The organism is Bartonella kosoyi, from assembly GCF_003606325.2.
Taxonomy (GTDB): domain Bacteria; phylum Pseudomonadota; class Alphaproteobacteria; order Rhizobiales; family Rhizobiaceae; genus Bartonella; species Bartonella kosoyi.
On sequence record NZ_CP031843.2, the window covers coordinates 1447048 to 1459723 of the forward strand.

The 12676-nt window shown below is 39.0% G+C and carries 18 protein-coding genes; 13 read left to right on the forward strand and 5 right to left on the reverse strand.

What is annotated here, in order from left to right; all coding sequences use genetic code 11:
• Nucleotides 1–88: 88 nt before the first annotated feature.
• Nucleotides 89–496, reverse strand: coding sequence for a hypothetical protein (locus D1093_RS06260; RefSeq protein WP_120101402.1), 408 nt, complete (start codon nucleotides 494–496; stop codon nucleotides 89–91).
• A 245-nt stretch (nucleotides 497–741) separates the two neighbouring features.
• Nucleotides 742–1359, reverse strand: coding sequence for a S24 family peptidase (locus tag D1093_RS06265; RefSeq protein WP_120101404.1), 618 nt, complete (start codon nucleotides 1357–1359; stop codon nucleotides 742–744).
• A gap of 82 nt (nucleotides 1360–1441) precedes the next feature.
• On the opposite strand from D1093_RS06265, the gene D1093_RS06270 reads away from it, so the two are divergent.
• The 5 genes from D1093_RS06270 to D1093_RS06290 all read left to right on the forward strand — a co-directional run bounded on the left by D1093_RS06270 (nucleotide 1442) and on the right by D1093_RS06290 (nucleotide 4492).
• The gene (locus tag D1093_RS06270) at nucleotides 1442–1816 is read left to right on the forward strand and encodes a hypothetical protein (protein ID WP_120101406.1); all 375 of its coding nucleotides are present in this window, start codon (nucleotides 1442–1444) and stop codon (nucleotides 1814–1816) included.
• Between the two features lie 43 nt (nucleotides 1817–1859).
• Nucleotides 1860–2339, forward strand: a complete 480-nt coding sequence (locus D1093_RS06275; RefSeq protein WP_120101408.1) for a crossover junction endodeoxyribonuclease RuvC — start codon at nucleotides 1860–1862, stop codon at nucleotides 2337–2339.
• Complete coding sequence (locus D1093_RS06280) at nucleotides 2329–3474, forward strand: DUF1376 domain-containing protein (RefSeq protein ID WP_120101410.1); 1146 nt, start codon at nucleotides 2329–2331, stop codon at nucleotides 3472–3474. The genes D1093_RS06275 and D1093_RS06280 overlap by 11 nt, the downstream gene beginning before the upstream one ends.
• Nucleotides 3428–3844 carry a hypothetical protein gene (locus D1093_RS06285; RefSeq protein WP_244613970.1) on the forward strand — a complete coding sequence of 139 codons (417 nt, stop codon included), beginning with the start codon at nucleotides 3428–3430 and terminating at the stop codon, nucleotides 3842–3844. Before D1093_RS06280 ends, D1093_RS06285 begins: the two co-directional genes overlap by 47 nt.
• 180 nt (nucleotides 3845–4024) lie before the next feature.
• Complete coding sequence (locus tag D1093_RS06290; RefSeq protein ID WP_120101414.1) at nucleotides 4025–4492, forward strand: hypothetical protein; 468 nt, start codon at nucleotides 4025–4027, stop codon at nucleotides 4490–4492.
• Nucleotides 4493–4589: 97 nt separating this feature from the next.
• Here D1093_RS06290 and D1093_RS06295 read toward each other — a convergent pair whose 3' ends face one another.
• Both D1093_RS06295 and D1093_RS06300 read right to left on the reverse strand, forming a co-directional pair.
• Nucleotides 4590–4895 (reverse strand): BrnA antitoxin family protein, encoded by a 306-nt coding sequence (locus tag D1093_RS06295; RefSeq protein ID WP_120101416.1) that lies wholly within the window; start codon nucleotides 4893–4895, stop codon nucleotides 4590–4592.
• Complete coding sequence (locus tag D1093_RS06300; RefSeq protein ID WP_120101418.1) at nucleotides 4873–5172, reverse strand: BrnT family toxin; 300 nt, start codon at nucleotides 5170–5172, stop codon at nucleotides 4873–4875. The genes D1093_RS06295 and D1093_RS06300 overlap by 23 nt, the downstream gene beginning before the upstream one ends.
• A gap of 216 nt (nucleotides 5173–5388) precedes the next feature.
• Between D1093_RS06300 and ssb the strand changes: the two genes are divergently transcribed.
• The 5 genes from ssb (at nucleotide 5389) to relB (ending at nucleotide 7409) form a co-directional block, all read left to right on the forward strand.
• Nucleotides 5389–5835: a single-stranded DNA-binding protein gene (gene ssb, locus D1093_RS06305; protein WP_120101420.1), complete on the forward strand. Its 447-nt coding sequence runs from the start codon at nucleotides 5389–5391 to the stop codon at nucleotides 5833–5835.
• 53 nt (nucleotides 5836–5888) lie between these two features.
• On the forward strand, nucleotides 5889–6383 hold the full coding sequence (locus tag D1093_RS06310) for a hypothetical protein (protein ID WP_120101422.1): 495 nt from the start codon (nucleotides 5889–5891) through the stop codon (nucleotides 6381–6383).
• 95 nt (nucleotides 6384–6478) lie between these two features.
• Nucleotides 6479–6736, forward strand: coding sequence for an AbrB/MazE/SpoVT family DNA-binding domain-containing protein (locus D1093_RS06315; RefSeq protein WP_120101424.1), 258 nt, complete (start codon nucleotides 6479–6481; stop codon nucleotides 6734–6736).
• Nucleotides 6736–7068: a type II toxin-antitoxin system PemK/MazF family toxin gene (locus D1093_RS06320; protein ID WP_120101425.1), complete on the forward strand. Its 333-nt coding sequence runs from the start codon at nucleotides 6736–6738 to the stop codon at nucleotides 7066–7068. Before D1093_RS06315 ends, D1093_RS06320 begins: the two co-directional genes overlap by 1 nt.
• 113 nt (nucleotides 7069–7181) lie before the next feature.
• Nucleotides 7182–7409, forward strand: a complete 228-nt coding sequence (relB, locus tag D1093_RS06325; RefSeq protein WP_120101427.1) for a type II toxin-antitoxin system RelB family antitoxin — start codon at nucleotides 7182–7184, stop codon at nucleotides 7407–7409.
• Nucleotides 7410–7672: 263 nt separating this feature from the next.
• On the opposite strand, the gene D1093_RS06330 is transcribed toward relB, so the two are convergent.
• Nucleotides 7673–8689, reverse strand: a complete 1017-nt coding sequence (locus tag D1093_RS06330; protein ID WP_100129667.1) for a hypothetical protein — start codon at nucleotides 8687–8689, stop codon at nucleotides 7673–7675.
• A gap of 311 nt (nucleotides 8690–9000) precedes the next feature.
• Between D1093_RS06330 and D1093_RS06340 the strand changes: the two genes are divergently transcribed.
• Genes D1093_RS06340 through D1093_RS06350 form a run of 3 tightly spaced genes read left to right on the forward strand, consistent with a single transcriptional unit; the run spans nucleotide 9001 to nucleotide 12672 of the window.
• Nucleotides 9001–9327 carry a hypothetical protein gene (locus D1093_RS06340; protein WP_120101428.1) on the forward strand — a complete coding sequence of 109 codons (327 nt, stop codon included), beginning with the start codon at nucleotides 9001–9003 and terminating at the stop codon, nucleotides 9325–9327.
• Nucleotides 9308–10633, forward strand: a complete 1326-nt coding sequence (locus tag D1093_RS06345) for a PBSX family phage terminase large subunit (protein WP_120101430.1) — start codon at nucleotides 9308–9310, stop codon at nucleotides 10631–10633. The genes D1093_RS06340 and D1093_RS06345 overlap by 20 nt, the downstream gene beginning before the upstream one ends.
• On the forward strand, nucleotides 10618–12672 hold the full coding sequence (locus tag D1093_RS06350; protein WP_120101432.1) for a portal protein: 2055 nt from the start codon (nucleotides 10618–10620) through the stop codon (nucleotides 12670–12672). Before D1093_RS06345 ends, D1093_RS06350 begins: the two co-directional genes overlap by 16 nt.
• The last annotated feature ends 4 nt before the right edge of the window (nucleotides 12673–12676 follow it).

Sequence of the window (12676 nt, forward strand, 5' to 3'; positions counted from 1 at the left end):
ATTTCCTTTAAGTTGACTCTCCCTTTGCCGCTCTTTCTCAAGAACGGCATTGGTTTGTGTTGTAATTTTTTGAGAAAAGAGGGGGCTTTTAAAAACCCTTTATGTAGTATGATGAATAGTTAGGAATGACATCACAAAGACGCAACTTGTTTTGTTCTTCATAAGTCCCGTAGATCTCATCATTATATTTTTCGTCTGCTAACTCAGATAAAAGATCGTGGTAAGCATTACTTTCACCTACAAAGTAATGAACCTCACTATCCTCATAGAGATCTTCAATATTTGCTTCTACATATGCTTCTGCAATATCTTCAGAGATATCTTCACAACTCTTCTCAGAAGGATTGATGCGAAAGATTTGGATTGCATCATCTACCTCATCAACAATGCTTAAAACTTGGCTTGCATCAAGTGGTCCAGACTCTGCAATGTATTGCTCTTTATCGTAGGCAACTAATAAAATTTCATCGGAATGAATGAGAATTGGCTTATCCATAATTTCCCCTCCCTAACGCCTCTTGGCGATTGTTTGCGCGTGGTTTATGGATATATTAGTACATTATGAACGATATATAGTCAAGTACATAATGTACTATTTTTTTAAAAAAAAGTAAAAAATGACGAATCATTGCCTAATTTAGGGAATCAAAAATCTGTAGTTGACTGATAAAAATCAATCAAATTCGTTTCAATCTTTTGATAGTATCTAATTAATAATGTGAACGAAGAAGCGTATTCTGTTTACATATCAAGAATAGTACGTCGTACACGACCTATTATAGAGATAGAACCTTCAAGTTTTGGAGCTTTTATTGTTTTGTCGTATGAAGCAGGCTGAAAAGGCGGATCATCATTAGGTCTGTATCGTTTATATGTCGCTTGTCCAGATTCATCTGCAATTACATAGCAGGCATTAGGTACAAGTTTTTTGTCTCGCATATTTACAAATATTATAGAATCTGGAGGGCTAATTTTATTCATAGATGCGCCATCTACACGCAAAGCAATCCATTCACCGGCGGGAAGATTAATAGCCTCTGTTATAGGACAATCTGAAAAGTCCATTATCCCATCTTGCTCGCTTAACTCTCCAGCACTAATCCATGAAACGAGAGGAATGCTTATATTGAGGCTTGGATTTTCTTGAGGAGATTCACCATACAAAATCCATCCCGGATCTACATTAAATACTTGTCCATAGAGCTCTGCTATTTGGCGTGAAATACCACGATTTCCATTTTCGTGACTAATTAGGGTATTTTGATTAAGAGCTGGTATAGCGCGCGCAGCTTCGCTTGGTGTTGCATATCCAGCATTTTTACGCGCTATTTTAAGTCTATCTTTTGGCAAATAAGTCATCTGTACATTATCCACTATTTTTTTAATTCATTGTGTACGATTTTATCTTGATTTAAAATTGTACGTAATGTACTATTTTGTCATGGTTAATGATTTTTGTGTCAAAAGTTTGATGGAGTCTTGGGGATCTATACGCCAATTTGCAAAGGAAGTTGGTTGTAGCTATGAGGCTGCGCGTAAAATGCGCGATCGCAATAGTATTTCTCCAAAATACTGGAATATGATTATTCAGTTGTCTAAAGCAAAAGGACTATCTTGGGTTACACTAGATTGGTTTCTTCATAATTATGGGAGCAAATCCCATAGAGTTATTTGTTCAATGACAAAACGAAGAAAAGATACATTTCATCTAGTGGAGAAAGTTAGTGCACTAAATGAATCACAAACAGTAATGCCTTCTCATATTACTGCTTCTACAGAAAAGAATGAACATCAACAGCATCATTCACACTCTTAAACAGGCAAAAATAAAGAGCTCAAATTAATTTAAGGGGGGGATTATGATCACTAATGCACAAACCATTCTTTGTCTTGATCTAGGTACCAAGACTGGCTGGGCGCTTCGTGATGCAGATGGTTTTATCACAAGTGATACAGAAGATTTTCAATCACGCCGTTTTGAAGGCGGTGGTATGCGTTATCTGCGCTTTAAGAAATGGCTTTCTGAACTAAAGAGGTCTGTTGATGAAATTGATGCAGTGTATTTTGAAGAGGTACGTCGGCATGTGGGTACAGACGCTTCTCATGTTTATGGGGGCTTTCTAGCAACATTAACAGCTTGGTGTGAACATCATCAGATACCGTATGAAGGCATTCCCGTTGGTACCATTAAGAAAGCGACGACAGGAAAAGGAAATGCTTCAAAAGAAGAAATGATTAAGGCAATGCGTGCAAAAGGTCACGCGCCTTGTGATGACAATGAAGCAGATGCTTTGGCAATTTTATATTTAAAGAAAGAAGGGGGTATGCATGTCCAGTAAAATACCATGGACAAGGCTTTTTGCTGATAAATGGATTCTTGATCTCACTTATTTGTCTTCTATTGAAGGCAATATATATATGAGATTACGGTTGCAAATGCTTCACACAGGTGAACCTCTTTTAAATAACATTAAGGTTTGGGCTAATTATACTGGCTATTCAGTAAAAGCATTTGTCAAAGCATTAGATGTTTTACAGAGTACGGGTCATATTATTCGTTTAGCAGACGGTCGTTTATGGAATCTAGATGTTGAAGCAGAATTAAGTGATAGCGCCGGAAAATCAGAAGCGGCATCAAAAGCTGTTAGTGCTAGATGGAAAAAATCTAAAGAAAAAGACGTAAAGCATAATACGAAATCTATACAAGCTAAATACGAAGGCGATACGAATTCTATACGGAATGAATACGAAAGCGATACGGAAACGATACCATATAACATTAACAATAACATATATAATAAAAAAACTAATACTATCGTATTAGCAAAAAAAGAAACTGATTTTGAAGATTTAGAAACAACCGATTTGGTTGAAGAGTCAATCGAGGTTGATGCTCTCAAAAGCCAATCAGAACAAATCGAAACGGTAGCAGATAACCAACCATCCCTTCACGAGCAAGCAAGCGTTCCTAAGAAAGCCAAGCGGTCAAAAGCTAATCGGGGTTGTCGATTGCCTGCGGATTTTGAACCCGATTACGACTTTGCAATCGAAGAGGGCTTGCCTCCAGAGCGTGTGAAAGTGGAAATCGCAAAGTTTCGAGATTACTGGCATTCAAAAGCTGGAGCAAATGCAACCAAAATCGATTGGCAAGCAACGTGGCGTAACTGGGTGCGAAAGGCTATCGAAAATTTAGAAAAAACAAAAAACACGAACAACAATGGTGAAAACAATGGAAACTTTTCAAAAGATCAGAAAACTTGTGGTGGTACCGGAGAGACAATCCGTAACCTTATCCGTGAAGCAGGATTTAGTGAATCCACTTCAAAACATTGCACAACAGATGGCGCAATACGTCACAAAGGAGTATCCGTGGACCTTGATCAGTGGCATGAAATTGACACCAGTACTGGAGGAACAAGCTTTCGGAGTGTATCAGACAGTCCAAAACTTGCTTACCTTGAAAGCGTCTGTTGAAGATATTGCTGAGGCTCTTGATATGCTTGAAAGCGGTTTGACAATGAAAAAAGTTTCAAATCCAGAGGCACGTGCAAAGGCTTATATCACAGCTCTTAACGGCATTTCACTCTGGTCTTTGTTGCAAGCTGTTAAAAATCTTATACGGGGAGAAGCCAAAGGCATGTCAACAACCTTTGTCCCCTCTTGTGCTGATCTTGTGCAGTATTGTCGCGATTTAGAAAGCGGGCTTTATGGCACTGCTGAGAAAGTTTTTATCGCTGTTGAAAATACGCGTAACCTAGCCTTAGGAGGCAAGCGCATTTCATTCATGAGAATAGGCAAGCCTAGTGAAGAGTGTCATGACAGTAGCAGTTCCAAAGCAGCCTAAAAACAGCAAAATAGTGAAAAGTGCTGATCGTTTTGTAATTAGATATGCGTTTAAATCGATAAAAAGGCGCCGTACAAAGCGATTTAAAGATTTTATGATGAAAACCACATCCGTAATATAAAACGCTCTGTACGGTCAAATTTGAGATAAATAAACCTATTGGTAAAAATAGGAATTAAAATGGAAATATTAAAACGACGATTCTTTAAAAAACGTAAACAGCCTATGCAAGTAATGCACAAAAAATTTATTGCAACGGCTGTTGGGTATGTTCCTTGGGGAGATGGGGCGGCAGAGTATTTTTACAATCTCTACGAATATGAAGATGGCACAAGAGAGTGTGAAAAGTTTGACGGCGGTCAGTATTACATCATACCAGAAAATGCAGATTTTAGCACCAAAGCGCAAGTAAAAGCATGGGTTTACGGGGGCGCTATTCCTACAAGCGTATTGAGTTATGAAGCGTTAATAGACAGTGCAAATAAGAAGATAGAAAAGCACGGTCAAGATACACTGATTTGTGAGATTACAGATGATGGTGAGATAGGGTACCCATTGTCTTGTGATGAAATGGACCGTGAACTAGAAAAAGCACTTGATATTCAATTGAGTAGATACAAAAAAAGAAAACAAAATACAAAACATTAATCAAAGAAGCAAAACAGATTTTAGCAAGACCAATTGTAAAAGCGGCTTAGTTTTTTAATATAACTCTCTAATCCTTGCTTTTTAGAGGAGGGAGAGGTCAACGCATTGAACGAAGCATAGCATCACGTAAAATGGCGTTAATCCGCGTCTGGTAGCCTTTTCCTTGACTCTTAAGCCATGCTAATACGTCTGAATCTACACGCACTGTTGTGATAGTTTTCGTTGGTTTATAGAATGGATTACGAACAGCATTTTTCCAGAATGCATCATCTAATGTTGGAATATCACTATGATCAATTGCACTGTCCGGCATTGCCGCTAGTTCATCAATTTCAACCCTTTGTTTATCCGTCAAAGGCGATAAATTACCTACGTCAATCTCATAACGAAATTTCTTCTTCATAACGTTTCCTCTCTTTCAAGTTGGCGCGCCGCGCTGAAATAATACGGATAACCTCTATGCCATCTTTATCATCATGGACAGTATGTGCTACAAGGAGTAATAAAAAACCGTCCACAAGCCCTAAAGTTTGCCAACGATATTCTCCGTTTTCAATACGGTCTTGTTTAACCATGGCGAATGGGTCTGCAAAAACACGTGCTGCTATTTCAAAGCTTACACGATGCTTTCTAAGATTAATTTTTGCTTTAGCTTCATCCCATTCAAATCTTATTTTCATATCTTATGTTAATACATTTATGTATGTATATCAAGAGTTTTAAATACAAGACTGAGGTATCTATATAACACATCTTTTTTATGAATAATTTATCAAATAAAATTATAATGCAATACTTTAAAAAACTGTGATTAATTAACTGAAATAATTTAAAAAATAGATAAATTATGCTAGGATTTTGTACATATTTAAATACAAATTTAAGGTAACTAAAACATGCTAAATAAAGTAATGTTAATTGGCTATTTAGGGGATGATCCCGAAAGCAAAACGATGACTTCTGGAGCAGAAATAGTCAATTTTCGTATGGCAACTTCTGAAAGCTATACCGATAAAAAGACCAATCAAAAAATAGATAAAACGGAATGGCATTCCATTGTGGTTTTTAATCCGCATTTGGCAAAAATTGCTCTTCAATACCTCCATAAAGGTTCAAAGGTTTACGTAGAAGGCAAATTACAAACCCGTAAATGGCAAGATAAAAATGGTCATGACCGTTACACAACAGAGATTGTTTTACCACAATACAAAGGCGAGTTGCATTTGCTTGATGCAAAGAAAGAGCAATCTGCGTCCTCTTCATCTGTCACTTCTCAAAGTTATGCTATTGCTTCAGGTGCTGATGATTATGGCATATCTGCTCATGACAGCATGCCATTTTGATTAAAAAATAGAGCAAAAATAAGAATGTGGATTTCCACAGATACGGGGGATGTATGAGAAAGAAAGATGCCTACATTTCACAAGTGAAAGTACGTCAAGATCCTGTTAATCAATTGGCAATTGAAATGCGTGCTAAACGCTTCTGTTTGACCATAGAAGAGGCTAAAAATCCGCTTGCTGGGTCTTATGTTGGGCGGCTTTGTTTGCAAGGCGTTCTTACTCAAGATCAGTATGATGCTGCGCAAAAATATCTTGAAGTGAAAAATGACTATTCGTGTGCAAAAGGTTTGCCAAGCGCTGTTTATGATGAAATGCCATCATCTTCTGATGACAAAGCAAGAGAGAAGTGGGTTGAACGTGCAACAGAACAGTTCTGTAACATGCAAGAGGTAATCAAAGAAACACAATACCTCTATAAACAGTATAATCTTTATGCAGCTCTACAATATCTTGTTGTAGAAGATCAAATATTACCACATCTTGTAAATTCATTGCAGATTGCTCTGAATGCGCTTCATAAATATTTTGATAAAAAAAATAAATGGTAGATGTTTATTGTTCTTTTTCCATAAAAGCGTGAAAAGCTCTTGAAGAATATGCATTAGAATGTTATATTTTTATATAATATTAAAGGGAGTGTTTTATGCACACAACAAAATTACGTAAGGTTGGTGGGTCTGTTATGCTCTCTATACCGCCGGCATTACTTGATGTTCTTCATCTTACTGAAAACACGCAAGTGGGTTTAGCTATTGATAATGGACGATTGATTGTAAAGCCACAGTCACTACCAAATTACACTCTTGAAGAATTGTTAGCGCAATGTAATCCTTCGGACGATTTTGCGGATGATGATATGGAATGGTTTGATGCTAAACCTGTTGGTAGAGAGCTGTTGTGATGAAGCGAGGCGAAATTTGGCTTGTATCTCTTGATCCATCTTCGGGTTATGAACAAAAAGGAACGCGTCCTGTATTAATTGTGTCACCAGAGCCATTTAATCGTGTAACAAAAACACCTATTGTCTTGCCTATTACAAGCGGAGGAAATTTTGCGAGAACCGCAGGGTTTGCTGTTTCATTAATGGGAGTGGGATTACATACAACAGGTGTGATACGTTGTGATCAACCACGTGCTCTCGATATAGCAGCGCGTCAGGGGAAGAGAATGGAAGCAGTTCCCCCCATGATTATGAACGAAGTCCTTGCTAAACTAGCAACATTTCTTACGTAACTTCTTGCGGCATTTATGAGAATGTTGCCAAAGCAAGCGATATGACGTGAAACGTTTTTCTGTACAATTCGTTGTATTTGTATTACAATGAATACAAAGATGAGGACTGCGTTATGACGATATCTATTCGGTTGCCAAGTGATCTCGAAACACGTTTGAATAATTTAGCTGCTAAGACAGGACGTACAAAGTCTTTTTATTTACGCGAGATTATTGAACGTGGAATAGAGGAAGCGGAGGATTATTATTTAGCTTCACAAGTAAGAGAGTGCGTTCAAAGGGGAGAGGGTACTTTTTATAGCTCTGAAGAGGTGAGGAAAGAGCTTGGCTTGGACGATTAGATATGAAAAACTAAGAAAAAATTTGCATAAATGTTTTTTAGAAAAATTTACAACTGCTTAGATATCATAACAGATACTGTATCAAGTGTCCGTAAGATCTGTCGAAATTAAAATATTTATTTTTAAAAATCGCCTCTCGCATTTGAATATTAAACTGTCTGCTTTCTTCGTTGGAAGCCTCTTTCAATGTTTTCATTTTTTCAGCACTGAAGATTATATTTAGCTTCTCTTGTCCTATAAGTGTATTCCAATAGCTTAACCTATCATAGCATTGATTTAATTCTTTCTATTGCTCCTAGTTGATAAGCTCTCTCAAATGTTGGAATATCTTCAGAATTTTGTAGATTATCTTTTTCTTTATACTCATTTAGTCGCCATTTCACCTCGTCGGCAGAGCAATCCTCATCTAAAGCAATATATCCTTCTGTAACAGCTTCAAGAAGACTCTTATAATAAATAAACTTTTTTCTTGCTGCTTTATAAATATCGGAAATGTTATTTAACAACACTAGAAGTTCCTTTTTACAAATTAAAAGGGATTCGTACTTAGGGACCAGATGGTATGGGAATTCTAGTATCTCTTCTATCTCTTCATATTCTGTATTTTTAGATATATTACGCCAGTAGATTTCCATAGATGTTAGCTCTTTATATACTCCTTTAGATTTGTCTTCTTGTTGTTGTTCATACAGAGACGCGATCATATCATCAACTACATATAGCCACCAATGCAACAACAACATTGTAGGCTTATGACATGTTTTTTCTGTAAGTGGATCTATGAACTTTTCAACAACTATCCCATTTTTTTTCATTAATCGCATTGCTTTTAGATAAGTTTTCTTAAAAATAGGGTGGGTGTGCATCATTAAAGCGTTGATTTTTTCGTTGTACTCAGGAGTAAGCTCTGTTTCTAGAGCTTTCTCATAGAGAAACAATATTTCTTTATATTCTTGAGTACAGATATCTTTTATGATGGGATGGTGGTGTTTACAATCTTCATCTATCATCATTGGATGTTTTATTCTTAGTATATCCCTTTCCCACAGCCTAATTTCTGTATTCCATTGCTTAATCCATTTTCGCGATATTTCTTGAGCCTTCTTTAAAAGACTTATATCCGATTTCGTAATTTGTTCTTTGTATACTTCTATTTCTCGATCTTTCTGTTCCTGAAGTAACTCGAATTGTTCTTCATAGTCATTCATTCTTAAATAGCCCCTAAAAGACAGCAAAGTTGCTATTATTAATATTCCTCCTATGACTATGATTATTTCCATTATTCCCCCCGCTTTTTGCTAATCAATAACTTTGCGCTTCCATATAATTGATTCGTTTAGAAGGTACAATTGTGAGGTGTTGCTTGGTGCTAAAGACACTATATTTAGGTAATAAAATAAAAAAATATACAATATCGTGATTTTTTTGTTGACATGGTGTGAATAATGGTGTTTTATGGTGCTGCTGTACTGGTCGAATTGCGTCTAAAATTACAGCAGAGAATTCCTCGTCAACTCCTTTTATTAAATTGACATGATGATTTAGAGCCCTGCGTTTTGCGGGGTTTTTTGTTATTTGGAGAAAGTATTTTATGACAGCGAAAAATACAAAGCAGGCTCCACAATCCAAAAAAATGCCACCAAAGGCGGGGCAAGGGCGGGTTAAAGGCGTTCCCAATAAAACAACACGTCTTTTGAAAGAGGCTGTGCTTAAAGCAGCAGAGCGTGCTGGTAAAAAATATGGTGATGATGGTTTGATCTCTTATCTGGAAAAGCAGGCAATAAGATGCCCTGCGGCTTATTTAGCGTTGCTTGGGAAGATCTTGCCCTTGCAAGTGACGGGGGAAGATGGGGGCGCCATTAAGATGATAGGGCGTGTGGAAATAGCGCCTTTGGTTCATGACAACAAGACAGATTAAGATTGTACCAAAACTTATCCCTATTTTTACAGGGGATGCTTTGGTACGAGCGGCTTGGGGTGGACGAGGCTCTGGGAAGACAAGATCATTTGCCTTAATGGCTGCTTTAAAAGGCTATCAATTTGGCATGCAGGGAATATCAGGGACTATTCTTTGTGCACGTCAGTTTCAAAATTCGCTTGCAGAAAGTTCTTTAGAGGAGATTAAGCGCGCCATTGAAGCCCATGACTTTTTAAGGGACTATTACAAGGTTGGAGAGGCTTCGATTAAATCAAATGATGGTCGTATAGCGTTTCAGTTTTCTGGACTAGACCGCAATATAGCCAGTATCAAATCCATGGGGCGTATTTTGCTCTGTTGGGTTGATGAGGCAGAGCCCGTTACTGAGACAGCTTGGCAGACGCTTATACCGACTTTACGTGAAGAGGGAGAGGATTGGAGAGCAGAGTTATGGGTCACATGGAACCCGTTGCGAGATAATGCACCGGTTGAAAGGCGGTTTCGGTTTTCAGACAATGAAGCTATTAAGCGTGTAAAGATCAATTGGTCAGACAATCCGAAGTTTCCTAAGATCTTGAATGAAGCGCGGCTTGATGATTTGAGAAACCGCCCCGAGACTTATAAGCATATATGGGAAGGGGCTTATCTTACAGCGGTTCAGGGCGCTTACTATCAAAAGGAAATGTTGGCAGCCGAGCAAGAGGGGCGGATAGGGCGTGTTGCGCGTGATCCTTTAATGCAGATACGGGCATTTTGGGATATTGGGGGCACAGGAGCCAAGGCAGATGCAACAGCGATATGGATAGCACAATTTGTAGGTAGAGAGATCAGAGTGCTTGATTATTACGAAGCGCAAGGGCAGCCGTTATCCGAGCATATCGGTTGGTTGCGTCACAATGGCTATGAGAAGGCATTAATGGTTCTCCCCCATGATGGGGCAACAAGAGACCGTGTGCACAACGTGAGTTTTGAGAGTGCTTTAAATGATGCGGGTTTTGAAACGCAAGTCATCCCTAATCAAGGGGCTGGTGCTGTCAAAATGCGTATCGAGGCAGTGCGACGTATTTTGCCTTCAGTTTGGTTTCATGAGGAGACGACTGTAGCGGGGCGTAAGGCACTCAATTGGTATCACGAGAAGTGGGATGAGAAGCGGGGTATTGGTTTGGGGGCAGAGCATGATTGGTCCAGTCATGGTGCGGATGCCTTTGGATTGATGTGCATTGTTTATGAAGCACCACGCATTAAACCGCAACAAGAACGTTATCGCGCTATAGAAAGAGAAGCGGCATCATGGATGGCATTCTAGGTTATAACTCTAAAAAAACGACAGATTTTGATGAATATGAACTCTATAGGCGCTTAAAATCTTGGTATAAAGAAGATGTTGAACACGTCAATGAATGGCGTGAACAAGCGCGTGAAGATTTTGATTTTTATAATGGTCGTCAATGGGCTGAAGAAGATCTTGCGGTTTTGAAAGCACAACGCCGCCCTGTTATGACCTTTAACCGTATTGCCCCCCTTGTTAACGCAATTGTTGGGGCTGAGCGTAATAACAAGCGTGAAGTACAGTTTCAACCAAGGCAAGCAGGAGCCGCAATATCCAATGAATTACTCACTGGAGCAGCAGAATGGTTTCGTGATGAGGCAGAAGCGGAATATGCCGATTCCGATGCTTTTCAAGATATGGTCATTTGCGGCATGGGCTGGACAGATACACGGCTTGATTATGAAACAGAACCTGAAGGAATTCCTGCTGTCCAGCGTTTAGATCCACTGAAAATGGTATGGGATGCCAATGCCGTAAGACCCAATCTCATTGATGCGCAGCGTATGTGGTATGTTGATCGTAAACCCATTGAGGATGCTAAAAGTCTTTTTCCTAATGTGGCAGTTGAAGATCTCCATGCTGATTGGACAACAGATAATACAACCGCTTGTGAGGAGTATCATGTCTCACTTGATGCTTATAATGATCATGCCAATGCAGATTCTTTATCACAGTCGGCTTTTGAAAAAAGCTATGTTACGCTGGTTGAATGCCGTTGGTTTGAATATGAAGCTTATTTCAAGGCACCTGATCTTCAAACAGGACAGATGCGCAGTTATAGTAAACAAGAGTTTGAACAGCTTCAAAGGGTTTCACCACAACTACAAGGGGTGCGTTTTAATAAAAAGGTGGTCAAGCGGGCTTTTCTGGGACGGCGTCTTTTAGCAAAGCCTGATAAACCTTTAGCACCAGATGGACAGCTTGGCTGGGAATGTATCACAGGCACACTGGATAAGCTTAAAAACCAGTTTTACGGGATTGTTCGCCCCGCAAAAGATCCGCAAAAATGGTCGAATAAATATTTTAGCCAAGTCATGTATATTTTAAACAGTCAAGCCAAAGGTGGTTTGATGGCAGAACGTGGAGCTTTTGATGATGAGCGCCAAGCATTAGAAAATTGGACACGAACCGATACGATTACGTGGGTTAAAAACGGGGCGCTTACAGGAGGAAAAATCCAACCAAAGCCAAGTGCACAATTCCCTAATGGCTTTTTTCAGTTGTTTAATGAATCGCGTGAAGCAATAACACATGTCACAGGATTGTCGGCAGAGTTTATAGGCACAAGAGAGGTTAATCAAGCGAATGTGTTAGAAAATACACGCCGGCAATCAACGCTTAATTTGCTTGCGGGCTTATTTGATAATCTTAAGCTTTATCGATGTCGACAGGGAAAGATTATCCTTTATCTGATTCAAAACTATCTTTCCGATGGGCGTTTGGTTCGAATTTCTGGACCAGAAAATGCGCAGTATGTTCCATTAACACGTGAAGCTGTCACAACGCTTGAATACGACATTATTGTCGATGATTCACCAACAAGCCCCAATGAAAAAGAGAGAACTTTTGCGGCAATTACGCAAATGTTGCCGTTGCTTGGTGGTTTCTTAACACCGGAGATGATTCCAGATCTTTTAAAGCTTTCTCCACTACCGGCAACATTGGTGGCAAATTTAACAGCAAAAGCCCAGCAGGCACAACAAGAACAACAACAGCAGCAAATGATGCAACAAAACCAAGGAGCACAATTAACTCCAGAGCAACAAGCAAAGATTGCTGCTCTCCAGCAAGAAGCACAAGCAAAGGGCACACTTTATCAACTTGATGCACAACAAAAGCAGGTAGCGTTGCAGCAGAAAAATATTGAACTTTTCTTGAAACAAGAACAAGCCCGCATGCAGCTAGAACTTCAACAGGCAAAAAATGAGATAGCGCAGCGCGACCTAGAGCGAAAGGCGTATCGAGCGCAGTTGGAACAGTATCGAGCAACAACAGCAAGAGCGCAAATCTATTAAAGGA

Excerpts from the sequence above, each read along its gene's own strand:
- D1093_RS06260 (WP_120101402.1), bottom strand. The coding sequence starts at position 496 with ATGGATAAGCCAATTCTCATTCATTCCGATGAAATTTTATTAGTTGCC.
- D1093_RS06265 (WP_120101404.1), bottom strand. The coding sequence starts at position 1,359 with ATGACTTATTTGCCAAAAGATAGACTTAAAATAGCGCGTAAAAATGCT.
- D1093_RS06270 (WP_120101406.1), top strand. The coding sequence starts at position 1,442 with ATGGTTAATGATTTTTGTGTCAAAAGTTTGATGGAGTCTTGGGGATCT.
- D1093_RS06275 (WP_120101408.1), top strand. The coding sequence starts at position 1,860 with ATGATCACTAATGCACAAACCATTCTTTGTCTTGATCTAGGTACCAAG.
- D1093_RS06280 (WP_120101410.1), top strand. The coding sequence starts at position 2,329 with ATGTCCAGTAAAATACCATGGACAAGGCTTTTTGCTGATAAATGGATT.
- D1093_RS06290 (WP_120101414.1), top strand. The coding sequence starts at position 4,025 with ATGGAAATATTAAAACGACGATTCTTTAAAAAACGTAAACAGCCTATG.
- D1093_RS06295 (WP_120101416.1), bottom strand. The coding sequence starts at position 4,895 with ATGAAGAAGAAATTTCGTTATGAGATTGACGTAGGTAATTTATCGCCT.
- D1093_RS06300 (WP_120101418.1), bottom strand. The coding sequence starts at position 5,172 with ATGAAAATAAGATTTGAATGGGATGAAGCTAAAGCAAAAATTAATCTT.
- ssb (WP_120101420.1), top strand. The coding sequence starts at position 5,389 with ATGCTAAATAAAGTAATGTTAATTGGCTATTTAGGGGATGATCCCGAA.
- D1093_RS06310 (WP_120101422.1), top strand. The coding sequence starts at position 5,889 with ATGAGAAAGAAAGATGCCTACATTTCACAAGTGAAAGTACGTCAAGAT.
- D1093_RS06315 (WP_120101424.1), top strand. The coding sequence starts at position 6,479 with ATGCACACAACAAAATTACGTAAGGTTGGTGGGTCTGTTATGCTCTCT.
- D1093_RS06320 (WP_120101425.1), top strand. The coding sequence starts at position 6,736 with ATGAAGCGAGGCGAAATTTGGCTTGTATCTCTTGATCCATCTTCGGGT.
- relB (WP_120101427.1), top strand. The coding sequence starts at position 7,182 with ATGACGATATCTATTCGGTTGCCAAGTGATCTCGAAACACGTTTGAAT.
- D1093_RS06330 (WP_100129667.1), bottom strand. The coding sequence starts at position 8,689 with ATGGAAATAATCATAGTCATAGGAGGAATATTAATAATAGCAACTTTG.
- D1093_RS06340 (WP_120101428.1), top strand. The coding sequence starts at position 9,001 with ATGACAGCGAAAAATACAAAGCAGGCTCCACAATCCAAAAAAATGCCA.
- D1093_RS06345 (WP_120101430.1), top strand. The coding sequence starts at position 9,308 with ATGACAACAAGACAGATTAAGATTGTACCAAAACTTATCCCTATTTTT.
- D1093_RS06350 (WP_120101432.1), top strand. The coding sequence starts at position 10,618 with ATGGATGGCATTCTAGGTTATAACTCTAAAAAAACGACAGATTTTGAT.